Consider the following 26,662-nt stretch of genomic DNA (forward strand, 5'->3'; position numbering starts at 1 on the left):
CTGTCCCTTTCGTCCATCTTTCGTGCATCTCTCGTGGGAGCGCCATGGCCGTACCCCAGTCCGTCGTCGCACCGCCCTCCCGCGCGGCCGTCTTCCTGGTGGCCACCGTCAACCCGGGCGGCGAGACCGCGGTGCGGGAGGCGCTCCAGGACCTGACGGGACTGACCCGTTCGGTGGCGTTCCGTGCCCCCGACGCGTACCTCACCTGCGTCGCCGGCATCGGCTCCGAGGGATGGGACCGGCTCGTCGGCGGTCCCCGTCCCCATGAACTGCACCCCTTCACGCCCCTGCAGGGCCCCCGCCACCGCGCCCCGGCCACCCCTGGCGACCTGCTCTTCCATCTGCGGGCCCGGCGCCTGGACCTCTGCTTCGAACTGGCCCGGCACATCGTGGCCGCCCTGGGCAGCGCCGTGACCGTCGTCGACGAGGTGCACGGCTTCGCCTACTTCGACGACCGCGACCTGCTCGGATTCGTCGACGGCAGCGAGAACCCCGAGGGCGTGACGGCCGCCGACGCGGTCCACATCGGCGACGAGGACCCGCACTTCCGGGGCGGCAGCTACGTGGTCGTCCAGAAGTACGTGCACGACATGGCGGCCTGGGACGCGCTCAGCGTCGAGCAGCAGGAGCACGTCATCGGGCGCGGCAAAGGCTCCAACATCGAACTGTCCGACGACGTCAAGCCCGCGGACTCGCACGTCGCACTGAACACGATCACCGACGAGAACGGCGTCCAGCAGCAGATCTTCCGCGCGAACATGCCCTTCGGGCGGATCGGCACCGGCGAGTTCGGCACCTACTTCATCGGCTACGCGCGCACCCCCGCCGTCACCGAACGGATGCTCCGCAACATGTTCCTCGGCGAGCCGCCCGGCACCACGGACCGCATCCTCGACTTCTCCCGGGCCGTGACCGGCGGCCTCTTCTTCGTGCCCAGTGCCGACCTCCTCGACGACCTCCCCGCCCCGCCGGCCGCCGCGGCTCCCGGGGAGACCCTGGGCATCGGCAGCCTGAAAGGAGCCCTGGCCCCATGACGCCCCCCGAGTCCACCAGCAATCTCCACCGCGAACTCGCCCCGATCACCGCCGCCGCGTGGGCCGAGATCGAAGAGGAGGCACGCCGCACCTTCCGCCGCAACGTAGCGGGCCGCCGTGTCGTCGACGTCCCCGACCCGGCGGGACCGGAGCTCTCGGCCGTCGGTACTGGCCACCTGTCCGATCTCGCGGAGCCCGCGCCCGGGGTCAGGGCGCGGCTGCGCGAGGCGAGGCCCCTCGTCGAGGTCCGGGTGCCCTTCACCGTCGACCGGGCCGCCGTCGACGACGTCGAGCGCGGCTCCAGGGACTCCGACTGGCAGCCCGTCAAGGACGCGGCCCGCGCCCTGGCGCTCATCGAGGACCGCATGGTCTTCGAGGGGTACGAGGCCGCCGGCGTCGAGGGGCTGCGCGGCCGCAGCTCCAACCCCGTGCTGCGGCTGCCGACGGAACCCCTCGACTACCCCGACGCGCTCAGCCGGGCCCTCACCGCCCTGCGGCTCGCCGGCGTCGACGGTCCGTACGCGCTGCTGCTCGGCGCCGACCAGTACCGGGCCGTCAGCGAGACCTCCGACCACGGCTACCCGATCGCGGCCCACCTCGCCCGGATGCTCGACGGCTCCCCGATCTGGGCGCCCGCCCTCGACGGCGGCTTCGTCCTCTCCACCCGCGGCGGCGACTTCGAGCTGCGCCTCGGCCAGGACGTGGCGATCGGCTACACCTCGCACGACGCGAGCAGCGTCGAGCTGTACCTCCAGGAGACCCTGACGTTCCTGGCCTACACGGACGAGGCAGTCGTCGTCCTGGAGCCCTGAGCCGTGGACCGGGCGCCGCGCGGCGCCGTGCCGAGGCTCGCGGTCTCGGCACTCTTCGGCGCGGCGACCGGCGCCGTCGTCGCCGCCCTGACCCACACGCCGATGGGGGTCCTCGCCGGCATCGCCGCGGCGGAGACCCTCTTCGTCATCACCGGCTGGCTCGTGCTGTGGCCGATGGACGCCACCACGACCCACCGGAACGTCCGGCGCGAGGAGTTCCGGCCCCTCGTCGAGGAGCTCGTCGTCGTCGCGACCTCCCTGTGCGGGCTCGTCGGCATCGTCGTACTGCTCCTGGTCGGCCACACCGACCTCAGCCACGCGGCGGCCGCGACGGCGCTCTGCGGCGTCTTCATGGCCTGGGCGGCGCTCCACCTCATGTACGCCACCCGGTACGCGTACCTCTACTACGCCCTGAAGCCCGGCGGCGGCATCGACTTCAACTCCCAGGCCCCGCCGAAGTACAGCGACTTCCTCTACTTCAGCTTCAACCTCGGCATGACCTACCAGGTCTCCGACACCAGCGTGTCCAGCCCCACGGTCCGCTCGGTCGTCCTGCGGCACTGCCTGCTGTCGTACCTCTTCGGCGCGAGCATCCTGGCCACCACCATCAACCTGGTCTCCGGAATCGTCATCGGTCGCTGACCCGTCAGCGCCGCCACCACGGCTCGCGCACGTACCGGCTCGCCTCGCTCGTGCACGCGAGGCCGTTGGAGATCTACTCGGAGCCCAGGTTCCAGCCGACCACGCCGTCACCCTTGCGGCTCAGCTCGATCAGACGGTCGTTCTCGGCCCGCGTGCCGTCCGTGACCCGGCAGGCGACGATCGACGTCCACGCCTGCCCGTCGACGGCCGAGACGAACGCCAGGAACGGCAGCACGAGCACCGTCAGCGACAGCGCCACCGTCGCCGCCGCCGATCGTGTAGGCCGGCTGCGTGACGGGCACCGCGAGGGCCGGCGCGACCAGGACGGTGTGCCCGGGGCCGCCCTGCCGGTCGGCCTCCCGGATCTGGGCGAGCGCGGGGGAGCGGGTCTCCGGCACGCCGTCAGCCGAGGGAGACCACGACCGCCGTCGTCCGGCCCTCGGGTGTGTCGTACGTGACGGTGTCGCCGGCCCGGTGGCCGAGCAGCGCCTTGCCGAGCGGGCTGTCGGCGGTGACCAGGTTCGTGTCGAGGGCGTTCGCGAGCTCGCCGATCCGAAGGGTGGACTCGGTGCCGTCCGCGAACCGCACGGTCACGGTGCTGCCCACCCCGACCGCGTCGGTGGACGGCGCCCCCGCGACGAACCCCTCCCGGAGCCGCCCCTCGATCTCGTCGATACGGGTGGCGAGCCGGTCCAGCTCGTCGGCGCGCCGCAACTCGTCGGCCTCGTCCGCCCGGTCGCCGACCTCGTCGCCACCGCCGCCCCGCAGCGTGACGGCGACGGCCTCCCGTTCGGTGCGCAGCTCGGCGAGCTCGCGCTCGAGCGCCTCACGGGCGACGGCGCTGAGGGGCTCGGGTCCACCGGTCATTGCTGCTCCCGATTCTGCGGCGGCACGCACGAGTGCCGAGGATCATTCAGGACAATTCGGAGATTAACAGGCGGGTCGGGGGAGGAGCGGGGGACGCGCGTCAGCTTCCGCTCGGACTCGGCCTGGGCTCCGTCACCGGGATGTCGAAGACGTGATCCGGGGTCACGATGCGGGTGATGGCCTGGCCGAAGAGCGTGCTGGGCTCGGTGTTGTCGTGCAGCACGTCCGTGTTGAGCAGGACGACCAGGGTGGCCCTGGCCTCCGGCAGGTAGATCGTGAGCGACTCGTAGCCCGGCAGGGAGCCGTTGTGCCCGATCCAGCCCTGGATGTTGAAGATGCCCAGGCCGTAGCCCGCGCCCGGGATGCCCGAGGGGTACGTGTGCAGCCGCTCGGCCTGCGTCTTCCGCGTCAGCAGGGTGCCGGTCGCGACCACCCGGGCCCAGGTGCGCAGGTCCCGGAGGTCGGAGATCATCGCCCCGGCCGCCCAGCCCCAGGAGGGGTTCCAGTCGGTGGAGTCCTCCAGCTCTCCCGAGGCGGTCTGCTCGGTGTAGCCGTGGGCGTGCGGGCTCGGGAACGCCGCGTCCGTCGGGAACACCGTGTGGCGCAGCCCCGCCGGCTCGATCACGTTCTCCCGGACGAACTCGTCGAGCGGCGTCCCGCTGACCTTCTCCACCACGAGGCCGAGCAGGATCAGGTTCGTGTTGCAGTAGTCGAACTCGGTGCCCGGCTGGAACTGGACCGGGTGCTTGAACGAGTAGGCGAGCAACTCCTGTGGGGTGAAGGGCCGGTAGGGGTCGGACGTGAGCGCCTTGTAGAAGCCCTCGTCCGCCGAGTAGTTGAAGAGACCGCTGCGCATGGACGCCAGGTTCCGCAGGGTGATGCGGTCACCGTTCGGCACCCCGTCCACGTACTTCGAGATCGGGTCGTCGATGCTCACCTCGCCCCGGTCGACCAGTTCGAGCAGGGCGGTCACCGTGAACGTCTTGGTCTCGCTGCCGATCCGCATGTAGAGCCCGGGGTTCATGGGCTGCCCGGTGGCCTTGTCGGCGACGCCGAAGGAGCGGATGTACGTGCCCCTGCCCGGCGCGGAGAGGCCGACCGTGACGCCCGGGACGCCCGTCTCCTTCATCACGTCCCGCACCACCCGGTCAAGGCGCGCGGCGACGGCCGGGGTCAGCTCCGGGAAGCCGGCGTCCGCCGACGGAGAGGGGTCCGACGCCACCAGGGCTGCGGGGGCCGGGAGTTCGGCGGCGAAGGCCGCGCCCGCGCCCACGGGGGCGACGAGGACGCCCAGGGCCGCGAGGGTCGCGCAGACCCGCCGGTTCCGTGTGTGCGAGTACCTCACGGCGGGCCTCCTGCCGGCCGGGGACAACACTCCACCTCCAGGCTAGGTCGGCGTGGACACCCCCGCATCGCGACCCGATTCGTCTGTTAGGTTGCGGTTCTTTGTCCAAGGTTTCACCGCCCCCGGGTTTCACCACCCGCCGGGGTCTTCACCCAGGCCCAGAGGGAGATGCGCACGATGGCCGTCATCCACCACACCACGATGCAGCCCACCAAGCTGGAGCTGCTCACCGCCTGGCTGCCCGGCCGCGCCTGGTACGCCGGCGGAGCCGACGCGCCGAGCCCGGTGAAGGCGGGCGGCTTCCGGCTCGACGACCCCGCGGGCGAGGTCGGGATCGAGTTCATGGCGGTCACCGACGGCACCGACCCGGACGCGGTCACCTACCTGGTCCCGATGACCTACCGCGGCGAGCCCCTGGAGGGCGCCGAGCACGCCCTCATCGGCACCTCCGAGCACGGCGTCCTCGGCACCCGCTGGATCTACGACGGCACCCACGACCCGGTACTCGTCGCCGAGTTGTACGCACTGCTCGCCGGCCGCGCCGAGGCCCAGGCCCAGTCCGTCGACAACACGCCCGACCCGACCGTCGCCGCCTCTCTCGAACCCGCCGCGACCGGCGCGGAGCCCGTACGGGTCACGGAAGGCCCCGACCACACCGACGTGGAGGTACGGGAGACCGGCGCGGCCGCACCGCTGAAGCTCCGGATCCGGCGGGTCCTGCGCGCCGGTGCGGACGGCGGACCGGGCCGCGGCCGGGTCACGGCCGAGTGGCGGCTCGCCGACGGGACCACCGCACGCGGCGCGTTCGCCGTGGCCCTCGCCGAACAGGTTTAGTTCAGACCCAGTTGACCTCCGCCTTCGCGAGCAGCGGGTCGTCCACCAGCTCCCACAGCGGGACGGCGAAGTTGCCCGTGCGGTAGCGGCCGCCGAAGTGCAGCCCGAGGACCCGGTGGTCGGCGAGGTCGAACACCGGGGAGCCGCTGTTGCCGCCGAGCGTCGAGCAGTCGTGCTTCATCACCAGACCACCGGGGGTGAACTCGGTGGCCGCGCCCGGCTGCAGCCGCTTCACGTTGTAGACGTCCATGAAGATCCGGCGCATCGACTCGGGCTCGTTGCGCCGGCCGTCCCAGGCCGGGTACCCGATCACGTACACCGGCCGGCCCGGCAGGTCCGCCGGCCCGTCCGCCGCCACGGCGAGCGGCGTCGGCAGACCGTCCTGCGTGGAGGGCTCGACGCGGAGCAGCGCCATGTCGACGTCGGGGTGGATGCCGATGACGTCGGTGATCTCGTACGGCACCGAGGGCCCGACCGGCTCGCCCTCGACGGGCAGCTCCTCCGCCGGGTCGACCCGCGCCGACATGCCGAACTCCAGGGTCCAGCGCTCCCCCTCCAGACGGCTGAACTCCGCCGCCACATGACGGTTCGTCATCACCGTGCGCGGGCCCACCAGGAACGCCGTGCCGATCCAGTCCAGGCTGGGGTGCCCGGTGACCTCGACCCGGCCGACCCGCAGGATCGAGTCCCGGATCGCGGGCCGGTGCGGCTCCAGGACCGACCACTCGTCCCGCTGCGGGGCGAAGTCCTGGCGCTGCACCAGGATCGCCGGCCGGCCCTCCAGGAGGACGATCGCCTCCACGCCGAAGGTCTCGTCCCCGTCGAGCTCGTCCTCCCGGTGCGCGGCCAGCTTCTCCAGACCGCTGACCCCGGCCTCCAGGACGCGGGCCCGCTCCTCGCGGGCGAAGCGGGAGATCTCCACCGCCGGTGCCACGCCGGCGGGGAGTTCGAGCGTGGACTCGGCGATCTCCGCCTCCAGCTCCGCGCGCACCCGTGCGGCGACCTCCCGCAGATCGTCGAAGATCCGCTCGGCTCCGGTCGCCACCGGCGACACGCTCCGTGGTCCGTTCGGCATGGTCGTTCACCTCGGCTTCGCGTTCGCTTCCCCCCGGGCCGGCCGCCCCGACTGGGCCGCCGTGATCTCCTCGTACAACTCCGGTCGGTTCTCCCTGAGATGGGCCAGGATGCCGCTCATCTGGGTGCCCACGTTCACGAACTTCGTCCGGGCGCCCTGGAACTCGACCTCGTCCACCTTCCGCGTCCCCCGGTGCAGCCCCACGACCGTCCAGTCGTCGAGGCAGACCGGGGAGCCGGAGGAGCCGCCCCGGGTGTCGGTGAAGTACAGGATGTCGCGCTCGTCCGCCCGGTACACCAGGTTGTTGCGCAGCGCGACCCGCTTCGGCAGCCCGCCCGGGTGCTGGATGATGTTGACCGGGACCCGCTGCCGCTCGCGGACGAGCAGCGGCCGGGTGGCGACCCGGAGCGTCGGCCGCTCCTCCTGGCCGGCGGAGAGCCGCACGATCGCGTAGTCGAGCGTCTCGTCCCAGGCGGCGAGCTCGCCCGCCGTCGCCTCCGGCGCGGCCGCCGCGTTCTCGACGAAGTCGAAGCGGGAGCGCGACATCAGCGCCTGGAGCCGCAGGTCCTCGTCGCTGACGTACGGCCGGACCCCCGACTCCCACGAACGGGCCATCACCACGTGGTGGTTGGTGATCAGCAGCCCCGGGGCGATCATCCAGCCGGTGCCGCCGTGCGGGTACGAGGGCAGCAGCGGCGCCCCCGACTCGTACGGCGGGATCCGCAGCAGCGCCACCGACGCGCCGGCCCGGATGCCGCCGTGCAGGAACTCGTACGGCACGGTGTCGTCCTGGAGGACGATCTCCTCCTTCATCTCCCCGGGCATCATCTCCGCCGGGAGCTCCGCCTCGCCGGTGATCACGCGGGCCACCGCGTCCAGAGCGCCCTGGAGGACGGCGCGCGGGCCCTGCTCGTGGGTCTGCTCGATCGCGTTGTGCAGCCAGATCTCCAGCGGCACCAGACCGTCGACGAGGCGCTCGACCTGGTTCATCGCGTTGAGGTCGGCGTGCGCCTGCTCCAGGGGGTCGTCCAGCGGTTCCAGGGTGGCCGTGAAGTGGCCCGGGATGCCCTTCAGCAGGGCGGGGCGCAGGGCACGGTCGGCGAGCCCGGCCTCCAGGGCGGCGTTGCGGACCCGGACCAGCTCCTCCTGCGGCAGGAACGGCACCTTGCGGAGCGCGGCCCCGGCCGCGTTCGGCGGCGGGCGCGTCCACAGGCCGGTGCGGGGCCCCTCCTCGGCGCCTCGTGCTGCCGGGGCCGTCGCGCGTGCGGCCGTGCCGTGCGGGGCGGTCGCGCGCGGGGGCGGGCCGACGTCCATCGCGGAGGCCACCCCGAGCAGCAGGTCCCCGCTGCCGTCCCGGAGCGTCAGCGCCTGCCGGGCCAGGCCGTCCAGGGTGCCGCGCCGACGGGCCTCCCGCAGGTCCCGCTCGATCCGCTCCAGGTCGGGACGGCCGGCACCGGACGAGGGCTCCGCACCGGCGGCGGACTCCAGGATGCGGGTCAGCGGCTCGCGCAGGCCGGGCTCGTCGGTGAGCGTGGTGTCGATCCAGCGGGCCAGCTCGGTGATCACGGCTCCCTCGTCCGCCGGAAGCCCCACGAGCCGCAGCGTGTGCTCCAGGAGCCTCGGGTCCGCCCGGCAGGCCGCGGCCGCCGCCGTACGCGCCAGGGAGGGCTGCCGGGCCAGGTCCGCGTCCGGCATCCCGCGCAGGGTGCGGGCGAGCCGCTTCTGCGTGGGCTCGGCGTCGCCGTCCGCGAGCGCCGCGAGGCGCGAGCGGGCGACCAGCACCCCCAGCGACTCGAAGCGCAGCCCGAGGCCCGCGGCGATCTCCTCCGCCTCCTGGAGGTCCCGGTCCGCCTCCGCGAACTCGCCCGAGTCCTGGGCCAGCCGCGCCGACAGCTGGAGCAGTTCGAGCTGGGTCTCCGCGCAGCCCGCCTCCTCCGCCCCGTCCACGGCCCGCTCGGCCCCCTCGCGCGCCTCGGCCGTCCGCCCCGAGCGGGCGAGCGTCTCCGCGAGCAGCGCGTGCAGCCTGCTGCACGGCGTCCACGGCCGGCGCTCCTCCAGCCGCTGCGCGGCGGCCTCCACATACCCCTGGGTGAGCAGATCCTCGACCTCGCGCGCGGCGATCCGCTCCCAGTCCTCCTGGTCCGCCTCGGTCATGATCTGGTCGGGCACGTGCCCACCGATCCGGCCGAGGAGGAACGCCGCCGAGCGGTGCGACATCTCGCGGTACGTCGACCCGCCCAGGTAGGGCGCCACGTCCGGCTCCCAACGGGCCGCCACCGTACGGGGGTTCTCGCCGAGCCGGAGCCGGTGGTAGATCTCCTCGGCGCGCTCCCTCGGCTCCTCGCGGTCCGCGTAGTAGGCGACGGCCCGGCGGTCCACCGCCCGCATCAGATCGGTCCGGGCGCTGTCCGTGAGCCGCAGCATGATGGCCCGCAGATCGGTGCGGTGCCGGATCGCCTCCGGTCCCGCCGACTCCATCAGGTCGACGCGGGAGGTGAGCAGACCGTAGAGCCGCCGGGCCTCCCCGGCGCTCTCGACGACCAGCCCCGCGGGCCCGGCCAGGACCTCCCGGATCAGGTCGGGGGTGATGAAGCGCAGGGCGAGACCCGCCTGCACGAGGGCCCGGACGTCGTCCTCCGCGATGTGCTTGAGCAGTCGGTCGTACAGCGTGCCCTGGATCAGCATCTGGTCGACCTGCCGGTCGAAGTACCGCCGCCGGGACGGCAGTCCGCGCAGCAGCTCGCCGAGGGACGGGGAGTCGGCGCCCAGGGCGACCGCCGTCCGGGCCGCCAGCTTGAGGCTCAGCGGATGCCCGCCGATCCGGTCGGCGAGGTCCTCCGCGAGCGGCTCGTCCTCCACCCCCGACGACATCAGCAGATCCACGGAGGCCTCGTGGTCCAGCTCCGTCAGCTCCATCGTGCGCGGAGTCAGGACTCGAGCCGGATGGTCGATCGGGGCCCGCCCGGAGACGATGAACCGCAGCCGCGAGTACGCGGCCCGCAAGGCCGTCCAGACGGCCCACATCCGGGCGATGACGGGCGAACCCCGGTACTGGGCCTCCTCGAACGAGTCGACCACCACGACCAGCGGCGGCGGCGACGCGCCCGGCGCCGGCCGGACCGCCTCGGCGACCAGGGACGCGACCCGGTGGGCGAGCTCCTGCTCACGGGCGCTGGCCCGGGCGTGGAAGTCGGCGGAGTAGTCGCGGCCGAGCGTCGCCCGGGTGCCGGCCAGCTGGTACAGCTCGTCGAGCTCGTTGCGCTCGCCGCGCTGGAGCGCCGCTGTCCGCTCGCACTCGTCCGCCAGCTCCTCGAAGGCGGCGCGGTGGGCGGGATGGTGGACGCCGAGCTGCCGGGCCATCTCCGCGATCACCGTGGCCGGTTCGTGGACAGAGAGCGTCGGACGCGCGAAGTCGATGTAGGCGAAGGGGAATCCGGCGGGCTCGGCCGCGGCGAGCGCGTCGACGAGGAACTTGGCGAGCAGCGTGCTCTTGCCGATGCCGCCGACTCCGTGCAGGAGGACGGGAGGCTCCGCCGGCTCCTCGGGCAGCGCGACATAGGCGTGCAGGGCGTCGAGCTCGGCGGTGCGCCCGTGGAACGTCCCCCGGACGAGCCGGCGCATCGGCTGCAGCAGCCGGGCCCGCTCCAGACGGTGCTGCACCTCGTCGACGCCCGGCAGCCCGGTCACCCCCGGGACCCGGCTCAGCCAGAGCGTGGCCTGGAGGGCGTCGGAGAGCACCTGGACCTCGTCGCGGGGGGCCGGGCCGGGGCCCGGCGTCTCCGTGGCCGCCGGAGTCGGACCGGTCCCGGTCAGGGGCAGGCCCGCACCCGTCAGCAGGGCCAGTGCCGTGCGTTCGGGACCCGGACCCTCGGGGCGCAGGCCGATGTTGGCCCGGAGGGCGCGCAGCGCGGCGTCCGGGCCGTCCAGGCCCGCCAGGGCCGCGTCGCGGACCTCCGGCTTGAGCGTCCACACGGTGGCCCCCGGGGCCGGCAGGGCCGTGCAGTCGTCGACCAGCTCCAGGACGGCCCGCCCGGTGGCCCGCTCCTCGCCCGGGAGCCGCAGCCGCGCCGGGTCGAACTCCTGCAGCAGGCACGCGGCCTCGCGGTAGGACCTGCGCAGTCCGGGCAGCGCGGCGGCGGGGGCGGCGAGGCCGGTGCGCAGCGCGTCGCGCAGCACATGACCGGCCTCGCCCGGCGACGGCGCCGTCGGAGGCAGCGTCCGGTGGAGCCGTACGACGTCCTCCACGGCCGTGCACAGCCGGCGCATGTAACTGTCGCCGTCCGAAGGGGACTCGACGGCCCGCAGCACCTCCGCCACGGCCGTCTCGGTGAGCTCGCGGACGGCCGTCTCGCCCCCGGCCGCCGCCGTGTCCGTGAAGAACTCCCGGAAGAAGTCCCGGAGATCGCTCTCGTCGGCCAGGCGGGTGGTGTCGCGGCACTCGTTCTTGCGGATCTCGTACGGGAGTTGCCGCATCGTCGTCGCGTAACCGAGCAGCACCAGACGCGGCACGGTGTCCGCCCGCACCGGCGTGTGCTCGTAGACGGCCCGCGCGAGGACGCCGATGCAGTCCCACACGTCCGAGCGCGGATCGAGCCGGTCGCAGTCGTCCAGGACCAGCCAGAAGCGCTCCTCGGCGGCGGTGGCGCGGGCGACGATCCGGTGCGCGGCGTCCTCGAGGGAGGGCAGCGGATCGTTCAGCCGGGTGGGATCCAGCGGCACCCGGTCGGCCTCCGGCCCCGCGACGAAGGCCGACAGCCGCTCCATCAGGCGCGCCGCCGTGGACGTGCGGGAGAGCGTGACCCGGACCGGGCGGAAGTCGCAGTGCTGGCCGAGGTGGCGGATCAGCTCGTACGTGTAGGACCGCCCGCTGTCCGGTGGCCCGTCGACGACAAGGACCGTCTGCTCCGGGTCGGCCAGGAACTCCCGGAGCTTCCCGCGCAGCTCGCGCCGGTCCAGGAAGACCTCCGTGCCGTGCTTCAGGAGCGTGCTGTCGAACGGATCCCGCGGGGACCGGCGCAGCCGCTCGTCCTCCCTCAGCCGGGTCAGCAGGTTGCGGGCCTCGGCGCCCTGCTCGAAGGCGTGCGGATCGTCGATCGCGGCCAGCGCGTCGAGCCCCGCGAGCACGGAGAGCAGCCGGCGCTGGTGGGCGATGTCGCGCCGGGCCGCCTCGACCACGAGCAGGGCGTTGCGCCCAGGGTCCGGGGTGAGCGGCAGGTCCTCGACGAAGCCGGCGGGCAGGCCCGCGCGCAGCAGCCGCGCCCGTGGCTCGGGGGAGTCGAGGAGGTGGTCCCGCACCCAGCTGGCGACGAGCCCCCACTCCGTCTCGGTGAGCGGCATACCGCACCTGCCCGGCGCTCTTCGCGCAGCGCCGGTCGCTCCGGCGCCGGACCCGACGAGATCAGTCGCGACCGGACACGACCGGCCGAGGCCAGACGAACTGGCTGATCCCTCTCATCGTTTCACCGGCCGCGAACCGTCGCAATCGCTGCCCCGCGACCCGCCGGTGGTCACGGGTGCAGCACGATGTCCTCGTACGATTCCAGGCGCCGCCAGCGCTCCTCCGGCGCGCGGGTCGGCGGCATCACGTCCACGTCCGGCAGCGGCCCGAAGTCCAGCTCGGTGATCTCCGCGACGTCCGAGACGGGCACCTGGTACGTGCGGAACGGGCCCAGCGGCGGCGGCGCGCCGGCCTTCGCGCCCGCCAGGGCCCGCTCCGCGTCCCGGCTCAGGTCCGGGCTCTGGTCCAGGACGTACGCGGCGGCGGCGAGCGCCCCGTCCTGCATGAAGGCCGCCACCTTCCAGAACCGCATCGGGACCTGCACCCCGCGGTACGGCGGGTCGGAGTCCTGGAGCACCGGGCCCGTGAGGACCGTCAGCTTGCGGTCGTACTCGGCGGCGTGGTCGAGCAGATAGTTCTCCAGGCCCTGCCAGAGCTGTTTGCCCTGGTTGAAGACGTCGGCCTGGGGAGCGGCGTTGGTGAAGTGGAAGGTGTCCGTATTGGCCAGGGACGCCACGGCCGACGCGCCCCAGACGGGGTCGAGCCGGCGGACCAGATGCCCCCGGTCGAGGCTGTTGTTGCGGTAGACGTCGTCGCCGGCCTGCTGCTCCTCCGGCAACCGCGGGTCGTACTCCCAGACGTCCTCCCGGGGCACGTCCTCCAGGAGCTGCGCGCCCTCGATGCAGACCGCGGTGGAGGCCGCGAGCCGCCGGTCGGGCCGGAAGACCACGGTGAAGTGCGTGTACGGCAGGATCACCGTCTCGACGGTGGCCCGGACCGGAAGCGCGAGCGGGACGACGGGGCCGAGGAAGGCCTCGTCGTAGCCGGTGCGGTCGGCGAGGGCGGCCAGGCGCTCGGCGACGGGCGCCCGGTCGGGAGGGAGCGGCGCGTCGGATGGGTTCATACGATGTAAGTACCGCGCCGAGGGGGTCGCGCTCGGCGCCGGACCGCAGGTCACTCGAACAGACGCCCCGGCGTCCCCGCCGAGACATTCCCCCCGGCATCCCGCCGCGGCATCCCCCAGTCCCGGAAACCGACATTCATCCGCCCCGGCATCCCTCCGCTCCGCACGAGGAGGCACCCCATGGCCACCGGACTCTCCCTGCACGTCGGACTGAACCGGGTCGACCCCGCCCGATACGAGGGCTGGGACGGCACCCTGAACGCCTGCGAGAACGACGCCCACGACATGGCGCGGCTCGCCAGGGCCGCCGGCTTCGAGGCCACCACGCTGCTCACCGCCGACGGCACCGTCGCCAACGTCGGCTCCGTGCTCCGCGAGGCCGCCGCCCGTCTGGTCCCGGGCGACATCCTGCTCTTCACCTACTCGGGCCACGGCGGTCAGGTCCCCGACGTCACGGGCCCCGACGACGAGCCCGACGCACTCGACGAGACCCTCGTCCTCTACGACCGCCAGTTCCTGGACGACGAGGTGCAGCAGGCCTTCCGCGCCTTCGCCGACGACGTACGGATCGTCGCCCTCTTCGACTGCTGCCACAGCGGCAGCAGCATCGAACTCCCCGGCGGCGCCGCCGAGGAGACCACCGCCCGCTACATGCCGGAACCGTGGCAGCAGAGGCTCTACGAGCGCGACCGGTCCTCCCTCGAAGAGCTCCAGCGGACCCTGGCCAAGGACACCCCCGCCGACGGGACGGCCCCCGACGCGCTGCTCGTCTCGGCCTGCCAGGACAACCAGGTCGCCTCCGACGGCGACGTCAACGGCGCCTTCACCGCGGCCCTGCTCCGGGTGTGGGACGAGGGCGCCTTCCGCGGCGACTACCGCAGCTTCCACCGGGGCATCCAGCGCCTGCTGCCCCCGACCCAGAGCCCGAACCTGTACCTGACCGGCACCCCGTCCCAGGACTTCCTGAACCAACGCCCCTTCACCGTCTGAGGGGCCACCGGCCCCGGAAACGACGAAGGCAAGGAGGGACGTCCTCTCCTTGCCACTCTCAAGATATAGCGCACAGGGGGCCTTGCGGCAAGGCCCCCTGCGTCCTGCACAATCGCGGCTCGAAGCTTTGAACTGCGGAAACACGGGGCGTATGGATGATTGACGTGATCGTGGTCGGCGGCGGACCGACCGGCCTGATGCTCGCGAGCGAACTGCGCCTGCACGACGTGCGGGTGGTCGTCCTGGAGAAGCTGGCCGAGCCGACCAAGGAGTCCCGCGGGCAGGGCCTGCACGCGCGCAGCGTCGAGATGATGGACCAGCGGGGCCTCCTGGAGCGCTTCCGGGCGGTCAGCGAGCCGTTCTCGGTCGGCGGCCTCTTCGGCGGCATGGCGAAGCCGTGGCCCGAGCGGCTGGACACGGCCCACCCGTACGGCCTCGCCACGCCGCAGCCGGTCACCGAGCGGCTGCTCCAGGAGCGTGCGCTGGAACTCGGCACCGACATCCGGCGCGGCAGCGAGGTGGTCGGCCTGAGCCAGGACGAGGACGGGGTGACCGTCGAGCTCGCGGACGGCACCGCATTGCGCGCGCGGTACGTCGCCGCGTGCGACGGCGGCCGGAGCACGGTGCGCAAGCTGCTCGGCGTCGGTTTTCCCGGCGAGCCCGCCACGGTCGAGACGCTCCTCGGCGACATGGAGGTGACCGCGGACGCGGAGACGATCGCGGCCGTCGTCGCCGAGGTCCGCAAGACCCAACTGCGCTTCGGCGTCCAGCCCTTGGCGGACGGCGTGTGCCGCGTGGTCGTCCCGGCCGACGGGGTGTCCGAGGACCGTACGGCCCCGCCGACCCTCGACGACTTCAAGACCCGGTTGAAGGCCTTCGCCGGCACCGACTTCGGGGTGCACTCGCCGCGCTGGCTGTCCCGCTTCGGCGACGCCACCCGGCAGGCCGAGCGCTACCGGGTCGGCCGGGTGTTCCTCGCCGGCGACGCCGCGCACATCCACCCGCCGACCGGCGGCCAGGGCCTCAACCTCGGCGTCCAGGACGCCTTCAACCTCGGCTGGAAGCTGGCCGCCGCCGTGGCCGGCTGGGCGCCGGAGGGGCTGCTCGACACGTACGAGGCCGAACGCCACCCGGTCGGGGCCCGCGTCGTGGAGAACACCCGCGCGCAGATGACCCTCCTCGGCACCGATCCCGGGGCGACCGCGCTGCGGGAACTCTTCTCGAAGCTCATGGACTTCGAGGAGGTGAACCGGTACATCACCGGCATCATCACGGCCGTCGACGTCCGCTACGACCTCGGCGAGGGCCATGAACTCCTCGGCCGGCGCCTGCGGGACCTGACGCTGAAGCAGGGTCGCCTGTACGAGCTGACGCACGCCGGCCGCGGGCTTCTGCTCGACCGGACCGGCCGGCTCTCGGTGGACGGCTGGTCGGACCGGGTCGACCACGTCGTCGACGGCAGCGAGGAACTCGACGTGCCCGCCGTGCTGTTGCGGCCCGACGGCCACGTCGTCTGGGTCGGCGAGGCCCAGGAGGAGCTCGCCGGCCGCCTGACGGAGTGGTTCGGCACCGCGAAGGCCTGACGCGCGCGACGGTGTCCCGGAGGGCGGGGTCCGGTCTTACGGACCCCGCCCTCCGGGCGCTTCGGCACGGGCCTGCCGTGGGCGGGGCCTCGGGTGGGACGGGGCCGGCCGGGCCCCGGCAGGAGCGGGCCGGTCGTGCGCGTGGGGGTCGGCGGGTGCCGGGGGCGGCGTACGGGGTCTGCTGCGGGCGCAGGGTCGTCGCGAGCTGGGCGTGGGGCGGTCCTGCGGGGTGCGGGTCCGGGGGTGCCGGGGGCGGCGTGCTGTCGTCGCCCCCGCGTCGTCACGGGCGCAGGGCCGTGGCCAGTTGGGCGCGGGAGCGGACGTCGAGTTTCTGGTAGATGCGGGTCAGCCGCGCCTCCACCGTCTTCACGCTCAGGTACAGCTTCGCCGCCGCCTCCTGGTTGCTGGCGCCCTGGCCCACCAGCCGGGCCAGGCGCAGCTCCGCCTCCGTCAGCGAGGAGAGCGCGGACACCGACTCCTCGCCCCCCGGGCCGGGACCGGCCGCCTCGCCCGCCGGCGTCTCGCTCGCGAGCGCCAGCCACGGGGCCGCCCCCGCCCGCTCGAACACCGAGGCGGCCTCGTGCAGGGCGCTCTGCGCCGCCGACCGGCGACGGCGGCGCCGCTCGACCCGCGCCAGGGCGATCAGGGCCCGCCCCCGCTCGAGCGGCAGTCCTGCCCGGCCGAAGCTCTCGGCCGTACGGGTCAGCAGCTCCGCCGCCTCGTCCGTCCGCCCCTCGGCCGCCAGGCACAGCGCGTACGCCCGGTCGCAGCCCAGCAGGACCGTCGACCGGCCCAGCCGCTCCGCCACCGGCCGCACCTCCGCCAGGAGTGCCAGGGCCTCGTCGCCCGCGTCCTGCGCGAGCAGCGCCTCGGCCAGCTCCTCGTGCCAGCGCAGCATCGACGGATCCACCGTCGACTGGGCGCGCTCGTCGGCCTGCACCCGCCGCAGCGTCTCCAGGGCGGCCGTGATGTCGCCGGTGATCAGCTGGACGCGTCCGAGCGCGTACCGGCTGCGGGAGAGGAAGACGCGGTCGCCCTCCTCCTCCGAGGCCTGCACGCTGCGCCGGGCGTAGCTCGCCGCCCGCGCGAAGCTGCCGCCGGCGGTCTCCGCGAGCGCGAGGGTGTACCAGGCGGGGCCGGGGGAGAGCCCCGCCTCCAGGGTGAGCGCGAGGGACTGCCCGGCGTGCGACAGGGCGGCCGCGCAGGCGCCCCTGCGGGACTCGATCGCGGCCAGCGTGGAGAACAGCTCGATGGTGTCCTCCACCGAGCCGCGCCGCTGGACCAGCGGAAGCAGCGCGTTCAGCTCGTCCCTCGCGTCGTTCAGCCGGTCGTCGAAAAGGGCGTGACGGATCGTCAGGATCTGGGCGGCGTTGCGGATCCCCAGCGGACGCTCGGCCAGCTCCAGACCGCGCGCCTGCGCGAGCACGGCCTCCGCGTCCGGCGAGCCGAGGGCCCGCTCCATCCGCGCCTGCACCGTCAGGGCCTGCGCCGCGAGCCGGGGATCGCCCATCGAGGAGGCCAGCGCCGCCGATTCGACCGCGGCCGTGCGCGAACGCTCCGGGTCGCCGTCCGCCAGGACGTACTTGACGGCGAGGCGCAGCTGCACGGCGGCCCGCAGGGCGGTGTCGCCCTCGGAGTCCTCCATGGCGTGCACGTACATCTCGTCGAGTCCCGTGAGTCCCTGACCCGCGGTGTCGAGCACGGCCAGCCGTGCCCTCACCCGGTCGGACGGCACCGCGTCCCGGGCGAGCAGATCCGTCGCTGCCCGCATCGCGAGGTCCGCACGGGCCGCGCGGGCGGCCTCCTCGGCAGCGTCGACGAGCCGGGCGATCCGCCGGGTCCCGTGCCGTCCCGGCGTCGACTCGGCGGCCAGCAGCGCCAGTTCGGCGGCGAGCGCGCTGTTCCCGCGCCGCCGGGCCAGATCGGCGGCGGCCGCGACCTCGGCGGCCAGCTCCTCGTCCGGCCGCTCGGTGGCCAGCGCCCGGTGCCGTACGGCCTCGACCGGGTCGTCCACGACCTCCGCGAGCGCCGCGTGCCCGGCGCTCCGCTCGGCCCAACAGGCGTCGTGCACCAGGGTGGAGGGCAGCAGCCCCGCGGTGAAGGTCACGAAGCCGTCCTCGGACAGCGACACCAGGTCGGCCCGCTCGGCCGCCGCGAGGTCCGCCTCCGCCGTGGGCCGCCCGGCGCGCCGCACCAGCGTCGCCGAGGGACGCAGCGCGAGCGCCGCGAGCAGCAGCGTCTCGCGCACGGCGGGGGGCGCGGCGCCCAGGAGCTGGCGTGCGAGGTCGCGGGCGCGCCCCGAGAGCGTCAGCGCCTCGGCGTGGTGCACCGGGGTCCGCGCGTCGGCGAGCGAGCGGCCGACGGCGAGCGCGAGCCGCGGATTGCCGCCGCTGGCGCGGTGGATGCGGCCGGCCATCCGGGAGGGCAGCCGGTGGTGGATGAGGAGTTCGGCTATCTCGTCGGCGTGCAGCGGCGGGACGCGCAGCACGTCCGCCTCCGAGGGCACCCACAGGTGCGCGGCGTGCGGGTCCTCGTACCGGTGGCTCTCCCGGTACGGGGCGTGGGCCTCGGCGTACGGCTCGGGGGTCTCCACCGCCACCACCCGCAGCGAGGGCGGGGCCAGGTGGAGGGCGAACCGGAGCAGGTCCGCGCTGTCCGCGTCGACGTGCTGCACACCGTCGACGACGAGCAGCACGGGCCCACGGCACGTCAGGGCGCGCAGGATCCGGGCGATGCCGAGCCGCAGCGCGATCGGGTCCCAGCCGCCCGCGTCGATCGGCGCCTCGCGGCAGAGCATGGCGACGGCGGTGCGCTGCGGTCCCGGCAGCTGGTCGAAGACGCCCGAGGAGAAGATCCCGGAGTTCAGCACGCCGGAGCCGAGGATCCCGGAGGTGAGCGCGCCGGGGCCGGGCGGACCGGCGGCGGGCGCGCCCGCGGCGGCCGGCTCGGCTCCGTACGGCTCGGTGGGAGGGACGGTGGGGGCGGGGGCGGGCGGTTCGGGACGGCTGGTGCCGAGGCCCGGCCAGGTCACGGTCGCCGCCACCGAGGCCACGAGCGCCGCGGCGGCGGCCCCGGGTATCTCACGGTCGGACGGCAGTGTCGCCAGCCACAGCACGGTCTCGCCGCGCGCCTCCGCACGGGCCGCCTCGGCGAGGGCGACCTCGGTCTTGCCGACGCCGGCGGGTCCGGTGAGCAGGGCGCGGCCCCGTGTGTGAAGGGCCCGTTCGAGCCGGGTGAGGAGTTCCTCGCGGCCCACCGGGGCAGGGCTCTGTGGAGCTGTCGTCACTGTCCACCACCTCCGGCCCCTCGGGGTCCGGCCCATGGACCCCGTGCGCAGAGGATACGGAGCCCACCGGCACAGTCCAGGCCCCTTGTCCGGCATACGGACAGGGGGCCTGGCGCGAATGCGCTCCCACGCCCTCGCCGCAACGCCAGAACGCGCCAGTGGTGTAGACCACGGGCGCGTCGCTGACCAGCAATGATGCTGATGTGGGGGGTGGTTCAGAGGTGGTGCGGGCGGTGCGTCAGAAGGTGAGGCTCCACGAGTCGATGTAGCCGGTGTCACCCGAGGCCACATCGCGGACCTGGAGCTTCCAGGTGCCGTTGGCGACCTCGCTCGACGCGTCGACCGTGTAGGTGGCCAGGACGTTGTCGGCGCTGTCCGAGGAGGACGAGGCCTTCAGGTTGCGCACCGTGCCGTCGGGGGCGACCAGGTCGATGACCAGGTCTCCGCGCCAGGTGTGCTTGATGTCCACGCCGACCTTGAGGGTGGCGGGGGCGTTGCCCGTGAGGCCGGTGACGGCGATCGAGGACGACACGGTGGTGTTGTCCGGGATCTGGACGTCCGTCGCGTTGGTGAAGACGGTGCCGCTCGGCGGGGTGGTGTTGAGGACCGCGTCCACGGACTTCGCGGCGTCGGCGATGCCGGTGCCGCAGCCGCCGGTGCAGGTGCCGGGCAGCGGACGGGCGTTGGCCTTGATCGTGGACTCGATGTCGGCCGGGGTGAGGGTGCTCTTGGCCGACTTCAGCAGGGCGGCGAGGCCGGCGATGTGCGGCGCGGCCATCGAGGTGCCCTGGTAGGGCTTGTACGTCTCGGTCGACTGGACCGTGGTGCCCGAGTTCAGCGTGGAGTAGATCGCGTTCTCGGGGGTGGTGACGGTGCCGGGCGTGTCGGTGGCGTTGCGGGTCTCGCCGCCGGGCGCCGCCACGTCCACGATGGTGCCGTAGTTGGAGTAGTACGAGCGGCTGCCGGCGCGGTTGGTCGACGCGACGGTGATGACGCCCGAGCAGTTCGCGGGGGTGAAGCCGGAGGCGTTGGCGTTGCTGTTGCCCGCGGCGACGACGACGGTGGTGCCGCGCGAGACGGCGCCGTTGATCGCGGTCTGGTAGACGCTCGGGCAGGTGGAGCTCGCGCCGCCCAGGCTCATGTTGATGACCTTGGCCGGGGTCGGGTTGGCCGGGACGCCCGGCACGGTGCCGCCGGAGGCCCAGGTGATCGCGTCGGCGATGTCGGAGGACGAGCCGCCGCACTTGCCGAGCACGCGCACGGGCTGGATCTTCGCGTTGTACGCGATGCCCGCGATGCCCTTGGTGTTGTTCGTGACGGCGGCGATCGTGCCGGCCACGTGGGTGCCGTGCCAGGAGGAGGTCGAGGCCTTGGAGCCGGTGCCGCACTCGCCGTCGGTGGCGTTCCAGTCGCCCTCGTCCTTCGAGTCCGCGTCGCGGCCGTTGCCGTCGCGGGCGTCGGTGGAGGAGGTGATGAAGTCGTAACCCGGGATGACGTTGGCAGCCAGGTCCGAGTGGGTGGCGTAGCCGGTGTCGATGACGGCGACGGTGACGCCGGAGCCGGTCGTCCTGTCCCAGGCCGCAGGAACGTTCATGCCACCGGTGGGCTCGAAGAGGTCCCACTGCTTGGCGTAGTCGGTGTCGTCCGGGGTGACCGCCATCGCGTAGGCGCGGATGTCGGGCTCGACCGAGGCGACGGCCGGGTCGGCGCGGAAGGCGTCCATGACCTCGGCCACGTCCTGCTTGGTGGCCTGGCCGCCCAGGTTGACGAGGGCGGCACCGCCGGCGAGGCGGCGCTCGAACGAGAGCTTCTCGCCCGTCTGCGCGGCCTTCTCGGCCGTGTCGCTCTTCGCGGCGGTGTTGGAACCGGCCTCGGCCGTCCGGGTCTTGTAGGTGACGATCACCTTCTCGACGGGGGCGCTGGGAAGCGCCCGCATCGCCTGCGAAGCCGGAGCCGGCTTCGGGGTGGCTGCGACCGGGGCGGCGGCGAACGCCCCGGAAGTCATGGCAGCGGCACCGAGGATCGCGGCGCTCGCGACCACGGATATGACTCTCCGCCTGGAACCGTTCAAGGTGTGGCCCTTTCGAGTACGACGTAACTGCGGAGCAGTGGCGGCGGCGCGGGGACGCACGGGGCGAAGTGGGGTCGCTTCCGTCGTTCCCTGGGCTTGGGGGGCCCGTGCGCCGCCACCGGCGCGACGGCCCGGGTCAAGGCCGCCACCGGCGGACAGCACCCTCCGCATGCACCTGTCAGGGTGCGCTCGGGGGATGATATCTGCCGGTGGGGAGGACAGTAGGGAACGGGGTGGTGAACCCGATACGGGGAAAACCCTTGTCACCCCTCAAGGGGTGGCGGGGGTCCGGGGAGGGGGAGGGGGTGCGGGCCGGGTGCTGTCCCTACCGGGTCTCTTCGGGTGCGGGGATGGCGGGTCAGCCGAGTTCGAGGGTGGTGACGCCGAACACGCGCTCGCGGGCGACCGGCCGGACCGGGCCCGTGTACATCCTGGCGGTCTCGAACGTCGGCTCCAGACCGCGCTCCTGGGCCAGCCGGGCCGCCGCGGGGTTCGCCTCCGGCATGTCGACCGCGATCCGGTCCGCGCCGAACTCCCGCGCCGCGGCGGCCAGCCCGTCGAGGAGGGCGGCCGCATCGGCCGGGGTGTCCGCGAACAGCGGCCCCACACGTGCCTCGCCCTCGGCGGGACGAACCACGCCAAACCCGGTCAGACGCCCGTCGATGACCCGGGCCAGCGCCCGATGGCCCGGAGTGCTGAGCCAGGTGTCGAGGAACCGGGGCCGGTCCGCGTGGTGGCAGAGGCCGTCGTACGCGGCGAGGGCGGCCCGGTCGACGTCCTCGGCGGCCACCAGGCCGGCCACCGGGCGGTCGGGGGCGGGGACCTCGCCCACGTACCGCGCGGTGCGGTGGGCCAGGGCGAAGCCGGAGCGGCGGTAGTTGTCCTGCTGGTCCGGCACCCCGTCGAGCCCGACGGCGCGGCCGCCCGCGTGGGCGAGCGCGGTCTGCCAGGTGGCCAGGCCGTAGCCGAGGCCGCGGAGTTCGGGGCGGACGAGGTAGAAGCCGAGGAAGGAGTAGGAGTCGTCGTAGTTCACGACGGAGATGGCGGAGACGGGCTCCCCGTCGACCCGGCCGAGGAAGAAGCCGTCGGGGTCCTGGGCGAAGAACGCGGGAATGTCGGCGAGCCCGGGATTCCACCCCTCGGCGGCGGCCCAGTCCCGCACGAGCGCCCACTCCTCGGGGGTGGCGGACGAGACGGTGAGGGGGTGGGGGGTGGCGGGGGTCATGGGGGTCCTTCGACGGGCGGGGAGGGCGGGTGCCGGCGGGGGTGCGTTGGCGTGCGGGATCCCGGGCGAAGCGCGCCCGAGCATAACGCCGGGCCGGGCGCCGCCGGTCCACCGCCGAACGATTCCGGCCGCGTCACCGCCGACGCGCCCGCGCCTGGACTGGACGGCGCCCCCGCCCCCCTGCGGGCGCCGCTCCCGGGCGGGCGTCGCCCACGCCCCGTGTGGGCAATCGTCCCGCAGGGGGGACCCCCACCGCCCTGGGGGCACCTCCCGGACGAAGTCTGGGGGAGGAACGCATGCCCACAACGGGGGTGGGCGCCGCCCCGGCGGAACGCATGCCCACAACGGGGCGGACCGCGCGGCTCAGTGGATCAGGCGGAGGCGGGTCCGCGATGCCGTCAGGCGGACCGTCTGGCCCCAGGTCAGTTCCAGCGCGTCCGACTCGACCCCGTCCCCGAAGGCGACCAGCCGGTCCGACTCGACCGTGAGCCGCAGCCCCCGCCCCGCGTCCAGGAGCCCCTCGACGCGCGTCGTGCCGGTCGTCGGCGACGGCCAGGCCTCGCGGACGAACCAGGCGAGCCGCGCGTCCGAGGGCGCGGGCAGGGCGAGCGTGCTGGAGCGCTGCTCCCACAGGGAGCGGAGCCAGCCCGTGGCCCCCGTCCCGGTGCCGACCAGGACGCCCGAGGACGCCTGGGCCTCGGGCGGCACGTCCGTGCCGTCGAGCGCGAGGGAATAGCGGGCGGTCTGGTGGCCCGGCGGACCGACGTAGATCTCGTTCAGCGCGAGGAGCCGCTGCGCGTCGTCGGTGACCGCCTCGACCATCGTCAGCTCGTCGACCGCCGCCCCGGCCCCCGCCGCGTACGGAAGGAGACGCCGCGCCCGGTCCGGCCGGTGCCGGACCAGGACGCCCGGGTTGCGCCCGGGGTCGGCGTCGATGCCGACGACGGGCTGACCGGTCAGGTACTTCGCCGCGTTGGCGACGAGCCCGTCCTGCCCGACCACGACCACGACGTCCTCGGGCCCGAACAGGAACCGGTCCAGGTCGGCGCGCTCGACCCGCGTCTGGCGCCACGTCAGCGGAACCGCCCCCGCCACCTCGGCCTGTGCCCTCCGCGCCCGCTCGTGCCGCTCGCGCACCTCGTCGACCGAGCGGCCGCGCGCGGAGAGGAAGAACGCGGCCTGCCCGTGCGTACCGTGCCGGGCGAGCAGCTCCTCGTACTCCGTGGTCCGGTGCACGAGCACCGCGCGCGGCGCGAGACTCACGGCCGCGCCCCGCCCTCGCCGCCCAGCTTGGCGAGCAGACCGGTCAGCACGTCCGGGGAGAGGGTGAGGTGCTCGATCCGCGGCAGGTTCTCCGCCGCCCGGGTCACGGCCAGGGCCTGCAGGACCGCCGGGTCGGTCTCCGCGTGCGCCCGCAGCCACGCGGACTGCGCCCCGGCGCGCGCCTCGCCGACCTCCCGTGCCGCCTCCGCCTCGGCCCGGGCCAGCCGGACCTTCCGTACGGCCTCGGCCTCGGCCCGTACCGCGTCGGCGGCCGCGTTCTCCTCGGCCTCGCGCCGCGCGTTGGTGCCGCGCTGTTCGACGAGCCGCTCCTCCTGCCGGGCGAGCTCGATCTTGCTGGCGAGCTCGTTCTCGGCGATGGCGCGTTCCCGCTCGACGGCGACCGCGCGGCGCTCGTACGTGGCCCGGTCGGCCTCCTGCTGGATCTGCTCACGCGCGGGCGTGCGCAGGGCGCGCTCGACCTCCGGTTCGGGGCGGATCGCGACCACCCGGACCGCGACGACCTCGATGCCGGTGTCCGGCAGGCGCGGCTCGGCGGCGAGTCCGGCCGCGATGCGGTCCCGTACCGCGGCCACGCCGTCGACGAGCGCGGCGGCGAGCGCGGTGCGGGCGAGGACGTCGAGGGCGTGCTGCTGGGCGGTCTCGGTGAGGAGGGTGGCGATCTGCTCCAGGGGGGTGCCGCGCCACGCGCCCGTGTCGGGGTCGATGGAGAAGTCGAGCCGGGTGGCCGCCGCGCCGGGATCGCCGATCCGGTACGTGACGGTGGACTGCACGCTCACGTCCTGGAAGTCCGCGGTGCGGGCGTGGAAGGCCATCGCGAGCTCGCGGTCGTTCACCGGCACCTCGGAGAGCGCGGCGGTGAGCGGCCGGAACCAGAAGCTGAGCCCTTCGCCGTCGTGGACGAGCCTGCCGCGGCGCTGGTGGCGGATGTGGGCGGTGGGCGCGGAGCGCAGATGGCGCCAGCCGGCCCGTCGGGTGATGTCGGCCATGGAAACCCCCTTGTCGTCACATGGACGTTAGGGGGTCTCGCGGCTTGTCGTCAAGGTGACGAATAGGGGTGTCCTTCGCCGCCTCAGCCCGCGACGGGAGCGGGCGCCGGTTCGGCCTCCGGCGCGGTGAGGTCGGACAGGCGGGGGACCGGCGTCGCGCGCGCCTCCCGCACCGGCTCGGGCGCGGGAGCCGGAACCACCACGGATTCCCGTACGGACGCGGGCGCCGCCGTCACCGGCGCCGCTTCCTGCCCGCCCCCCTTCGTCAGCAGGACCACCCCCCGTGCCGCCACCAGCGACGCGCCCGCCGCGACCAGCCAGCCCCAGGCGCCCGCCCGGAACGTCTCGCCGAGCAGGGCCACGCCGATCACCGCGGCGGCCGCCGGGTTCGAGAGGTTGACGACGGCCAGCGGGGCCGCGAGGCCGCCCCGGTAGGCGGCCTGGGACAGCAGCAGGCCGCCGCTGGCGAAGCCGGATATCAGCACCGCAAGGAGTGCGGTCTGCCACCAGGTCGGCTCGGCCCCCGGCAGGTCCAGCGCGAGCGCGGCGGTGAGCGTCTGGGTGAGCGCCGAGGCGACGCCCGAGGCGATCCCGGAGGCCGTCGCGTGCCCGAGTCCGCGCGCGGCCGGGCCGCCGGTCCCGTGCTGGTCGCGCCCGTGCAGCCGGCCGGAGGCCAGTACGGCGATCAGGAGCGCGGTCGCCGCGGCCACGATCAGGGACTCGCGCAGGCTGAGCGCCTCGCCGGGCGCCGTGGGTCCGGTCACGGCGACCAGACCGACGAGCCCGCCGAGCGTCCACAGGGCCCCGCGCCACTCGGTACGGGTCACCCGGCGCCGCGCGCAGTACGCGCCCAGCGGGAGCGCCGCCACGAGCGTCAGCGCGCCGAGCGGCTGCACCAGCGTCAGCGGCCCGTAGTGCAGGGCGGCCACGTGGGCGAGGGCCCCGGCCGCGTTGAGGCCGACCGCCCACCACCACTGGCCGCGCGCGAGCAGGGCGCGCAGCGCGCCGCGCCCGTCCGGGGCGGCCGGGGAGGCGGCGGCGAGCCGGGCCTGGGCGACGGCGGCGAGCGCGTACCCGGCGGCGGAGACGAGGGAGAGGAGCACCGCGAGTGCGGTGCCGGCGGCGGGGTTCATCGCAGGGCTCCGACCGGGACGGGCGCCGCGCCGAGCGGGCGGGACACGGGTGGGGGCGCCGTCCGGCGGCCGGGGGCGCGGACGACGAGCAGCGCGAGGCCGAGGAGGACGGCGGCGGCGAGCGCGTCGAACCAGTAGTGGTTGGCGGTGCCGACGATGACGAGCAGGGTGAGCGCCGGGTGCAGCAGCCAGAGCACCCGCCAACGGGACCGGGTGGCGGCGATCAGGCCGATCGCGACCATCAGGGCCCAGCCGAAGTGGAGCGACGGCATGGCGGCGAACTGGTTCGCCATCGAGTCCGCCTCGGGCGTCGCGCCGTAGACGGAGGGGCCGTAGACGCGGGCCGTGTCGACGAGTCCGGACGCGGCGAGCATCCGGGGCGGGGCCAGCGGCATCAGGAGGTGCAGTGCGAGCGCGGCGCCGGTGGTGAGGGCCAGCACCCGGCGCGACCACAGGTAGTGCGCGGGGCGGCGCCAGTACAGCCAGACGAGGAAGGCGACGGTGGCCGGGAAGTGCACGGCCGCGTAGTACGTGTTGGCCGCGCGGATCAGCGGTTCGCCGTGCAGGAGCAGCTGCTGAATCGTTCCCTCACCCGGCAGGTGGAGTGCGCGCTCGGCGTCCCAGACGCGGTCGGCGTTGCGGAAGGCGCGGGTCTCGTGGCCGTTCGCGAAGAGCCGGCCGAACTTGTAGACGAGGAAGAGCGCGGTGACGAGCAGGAGCTCACGGAGGAGCGGGGGCCTGACGGATTCGGACCCGGCTCCGCGCTCGGTGCCGGACTCGGGACCGCCCCCGGACTCGAACCCGGCGTTGGCCCCGGAGCCGAGCCCGGGGTCGGCCTCGGGATCGGCCTCGGGCTCCGGGTCTTGTTCCGGTTCCGCGGCGGCTTCCGGCTCCCCGGTCCCGCCCCGGGCGGCGGGTGCGGGGGTAGGAGGCATCCCCGGTCCTGCAGGACGTGGTCCTCGTATCCCGCGTATCCCGACAGCCATCGCGCGGCCCTCTAATCCGTCAAATCGCCAACAAACGGAGTGAGCCTAGATCCGATTTCATCGAGACGCAAGCGTCTCGATACGTTTGCGTCTCGATTGTGCACCCCC

General features: G+C 74.2%; 19 protein-coding genes. 6 read left to right on the forward strand and 13 right to left on the reverse strand.

Annotated elements, in window-relative coordinates; all coding sequences use genetic code 11:
• The first annotated feature begins 44 nt into the window (after positions 1-44).
• The 3 genes from ABT041_RS20900 to ABT041_RS20910 are packed head-to-tail and all read left to right on the forward strand — an operon-like array spanning position 45 to position 2,488.
• Positions 45-1,034 (forward strand): Dyp-type peroxidase, encoded by a 990-nt coding sequence (locus tag ABT041_RS20900; protein ID WP_351186497.1) that lies wholly within the window; start codon positions 45-47, stop codon positions 1,032-1,034.
• Complete coding sequence (locus ABT041_RS20905) at positions 1,031-1,846, forward strand: family 1 encapsulin nanocompartment shell protein (protein WP_351186499.1); 816 nt, start codon at positions 1,031-1,033, stop codon at positions 1,844-1,846. The genes ABT041_RS20900 and ABT041_RS20905 overlap by 4 nt, the downstream gene beginning before the upstream one ends.
• Positions 1,847-1,849: 3 nt before the next feature.
• Positions 1,850-2,488, forward strand: a complete 639-nt coding sequence (locus ABT041_RS20910; RefSeq protein ID WP_351186501.1) for a DUF1345 domain-containing protein — start codon at positions 1,850-1,852, stop codon at positions 2,486-2,488.
• 73 nt (positions 2,489-2,561) lie between these two features.
• Here ABT041_RS20910 and ABT041_RS20915 read toward each other — a convergent pair whose 3' ends face one another.
• From ABT041_RS20915 to ABT041_RS20925, 3 genes are all read right to left on the reverse strand, one after another.
• Positions 2,562-2,747, reverse strand: coding sequence for a hypothetical protein (locus ABT041_RS20915; protein ID WP_502976562.1), 186 nt, complete (start codon positions 2,745-2,747; stop codon positions 2,562-2,564).
• Positions 2,748-2,890: 143 nt separating this feature from the next.
• A complete protein-coding gene (locus ABT041_RS20920) occupies positions 2,891-3,355 on the reverse strand; it encodes a GreA/GreB family elongation factor (protein WP_351186503.1) in 465 nt (154 codons plus the stop codon).
• Positions 3,356-3,455: 100 nt separating this feature from the next.
• Positions 3,456-4,700, reverse strand: a complete 1,245-nt coding sequence (locus ABT041_RS20925) for a serine hydrolase domain-containing protein (protein ID WP_351186505.1) — start codon at positions 4,698-4,700, stop codon at positions 3,456-3,458.
• Positions 4,701-4,877: 177 nt separating this feature from the next.
• On the opposite strand from ABT041_RS20925, the gene ABT041_RS20930 reads away from it, so the two are divergent.
• Positions 4,878-5,534: a maltokinase N-terminal cap-like domain-containing protein gene (locus ABT041_RS20930; protein WP_351186507.1), complete on the forward strand. Its 657-nt coding sequence runs from the start codon at positions 4,878-4,880 to the stop codon at positions 5,532-5,534.
• Between the two features lies 1 nt (position 5,535).
• Here ABT041_RS20930 and ABT041_RS20935 read toward each other — a convergent pair whose 3' ends face one another.
• From ABT041_RS20935 to ABT041_RS20945, 3 genes are all read right to left on the reverse strand, one after another.
• Complete coding sequence (locus ABT041_RS20935; protein ID WP_351186509.1) at positions 5,536-6,609, reverse strand: trypsin-like serine peptidase; 1,074 nt, start codon at positions 6,607-6,609, stop codon at positions 5,536-5,538.
• A 6-nt stretch (positions 6,610-6,615) separates the two neighbouring features.
• Positions 6,616-11,946: a trypsin-like peptidase domain-containing protein gene (locus tag ABT041_RS20940; RefSeq protein WP_351186511.1), complete on the reverse strand. Its 5,331-nt coding sequence runs from the start codon at positions 11,944-11,946 to the stop codon at positions 6,616-6,618.
• Between the two features lie 170 nt (positions 11,947-12,116).
• Positions 12,117-13,010 (reverse strand): DNA/RNA non-specific endonuclease, encoded by an 894-nt coding sequence (locus tag ABT041_RS20945; RefSeq protein ID WP_351186513.1) that lies wholly within the window; start codon positions 13,008-13,010, stop codon positions 12,117-12,119.
• A 180-nt stretch (positions 13,011-13,190) separates the two neighbouring features.
• Here ABT041_RS20945 and ABT041_RS20950 point away from each other — a divergent pair, with 180 nt between their 5' ends.
• Positions 13,191-14,000 (forward strand): caspase family protein, encoded by an 810-nt coding sequence (locus tag ABT041_RS20950; RefSeq protein WP_351186515.1) that lies wholly within the window; start codon positions 13,191-13,193, stop codon positions 13,998-14,000.
• A gap of 155 nt (positions 14,001-14,155) precedes the next feature.
• Positions 14,156-15,583, forward strand: coding sequence for a rifampin monooxygenase (gene rox, locus ABT041_RS20955; RefSeq protein ID WP_351186517.1), 1,428 nt, complete (start codon positions 14,156-14,158; stop codon positions 15,581-15,583).
• A 280-nt stretch (positions 15,584-15,863) separates the two neighbouring features.
• On the opposite strand, the gene ABT041_RS20960 is transcribed toward rox, so the two are convergent.
• The 7 genes from ABT041_RS20960 to ABT041_RS20990 form a co-directional block, all read right to left on the reverse strand.
• The gene (locus tag ABT041_RS20960) at positions 15,864-18,905 is read right to left on the reverse strand and encodes a helix-turn-helix transcriptional regulator (protein ID WP_502976563.1); all 3,042 of its coding nucleotides are present in this window, start codon (positions 18,903-18,905) and stop codon (positions 15,864-15,866) included.
• A 202-nt stretch (positions 18,906-19,107) separates the two neighbouring features.
• Complete coding sequence (locus ABT041_RS20965; RefSeq protein WP_502976564.1) at positions 19,108-20,874, reverse strand: S8 family serine peptidase; 1,767 nt, start codon at positions 20,872-20,874, stop codon at positions 19,108-19,110.
• Positions 20,875-21,298: 424 nt separating this feature from the next.
• Complete coding sequence (locus ABT041_RS20970) at positions 21,299-22,165, reverse strand: GNAT family N-acetyltransferase (RefSeq protein ID WP_351186521.1); 867 nt, start codon at positions 22,163-22,165, stop codon at positions 21,299-21,301.
• 363 nt (positions 22,166-22,528) lie between these two features.
• On the reverse strand, positions 22,529-23,428 hold the full coding sequence (locus ABT041_RS20975) for an NAD(+)/NADH kinase (RefSeq protein ID WP_351186523.1): 900 nt from the start codon (positions 23,426-23,428) through the stop codon (positions 22,529-22,531).
• On the reverse strand, positions 23,425-24,435 hold the full coding sequence (locus ABT041_RS20980) for an SPFH domain-containing protein (RefSeq protein ID WP_351186525.1): 1,011 nt from the start codon (positions 24,433-24,435) through the stop codon (positions 23,425-23,427). Before ABT041_RS20980 ends, ABT041_RS20975 begins: the two co-directional genes overlap by 4 nt.
• An 83-nt stretch (positions 24,436-24,518) precedes the next feature.
• Entirely contained in the window at positions 24,519-25,568 is a 1,050-nt protein-coding gene (locus tag ABT041_RS20985) for a DMT family transporter (protein ID WP_351186527.1), read from the reverse strand.
• On the reverse strand, positions 25,565-26,503 hold the full coding sequence (locus tag ABT041_RS20990) for a phosphatase PAP2 family protein (RefSeq protein WP_351186529.1): 939 nt from the start codon (positions 26,501-26,503) through the stop codon (positions 25,565-25,567). The genes ABT041_RS20985 and ABT041_RS20990 overlap by 4 nt, the downstream gene beginning before the upstream one ends.
• Positions 26,504-26,662 lie beyond the last annotated feature (159 nt).

Source organism: Streptomyces sp. NPDC002825 (assembly GCF_040295385.1).
Classification (GTDB): domain Bacteria; phylum Actinomycetota; class Actinomycetes; order Streptomycetales; family Streptomycetaceae; genus Streptomyces.

Excerpts from the sequence above, each read along its gene's own strand:
- ABT041_RS20900 (WP_351186497.1), top strand. The coding sequence starts at position 45 with ATGGCCGTACCCCAGTCCGTCGTCGCACCGCCCTCCCGCGCGGCCGTC.
- ABT041_RS20905 (WP_351186499.1), top strand. The coding sequence starts at position 1,031 with ATGACGCCCCCCGAGTCCACCAGCAATCTCCACCGCGAACTCGCCCCG.
- ABT041_RS20920 (WP_351186503.1), bottom strand. The coding sequence starts at position 3,355 with ATGACCGGTGGACCCGAGCCCCTCAGCGCCGTCGCCCGTGAGGCGCTC.
- ABT041_RS20930 (WP_351186507.1), top strand. The coding sequence starts at position 4,878 with ATGGCCGTCATCCACCACACCACGATGCAGCCCACCAAGCTGGAGCTG.
- ABT041_RS20935 (WP_351186509.1), bottom strand. The coding sequence starts at position 6,609 with ATGCCGAACGGACCACGGAGCGTGTCGCCGGTGGCGACCGGAGCCGAG.
- ABT041_RS20940 (WP_351186511.1), bottom strand. The coding sequence starts at position 11,946 with ATGCCGCTCACCGAGACGGAGTGGGGGCTCGTCGCCAGCTGGGTGCGG.
- ABT041_RS20945 (WP_351186513.1), bottom strand. The coding sequence starts at position 13,010 with ATGAACCCATCCGACGCGCCGCTCCCTCCCGACCGGGCGCCCGTCGCC.
- ABT041_RS20950 (WP_351186515.1), top strand. The coding sequence starts at position 13,191 with ATGGCCACCGGACTCTCCCTGCACGTCGGACTGAACCGGGTCGACCCC.
- rox (WP_351186517.1), top strand. The coding sequence starts at position 14,156 with ATGATTGACGTGATCGTGGTCGGCGGCGGACCGACCGGCCTGATGCTC.
- ABT041_RS20960 (WP_502976563.1), bottom strand. The coding sequence starts at position 18,905 with ATGGGCCGGACCCCGAGGGGCCGGAGGTGGTGGACAGTGACGACAGCT.
- ABT041_RS20965 (WP_502976564.1), bottom strand. The coding sequence starts at position 20,874 with ATGACTTCCGGGGCGTTCGCCGCCGCCCCGGTCGCAGCCACCCCGAAG.
- ABT041_RS20970 (WP_351186521.1), bottom strand. The coding sequence starts at position 22,165 with ATGACCCCCGCCACCCCCCACCCCCTCACCGTCTCGTCCGCCACCCCC.
- ABT041_RS20980 (WP_351186525.1), bottom strand. The coding sequence starts at position 24,435 with ATGGCCGACATCACCCGACGGGCCGGCTGGCGCCATCTGCGCTCCGCG.
- ABT041_RS20985 (WP_351186527.1), bottom strand. The coding sequence starts at position 25,568 with ATGAACCCCGCCGCCGGCACCGCACTCGCGGTGCTCCTCTCCCTCGTC.
- ABT041_RS20990 (WP_351186529.1), bottom strand. The coding sequence starts at position 26,503 with ATGCCTCCTACCCCCGCACCCGCCGCCCGGGGCGGGACCGGGGAGCCG.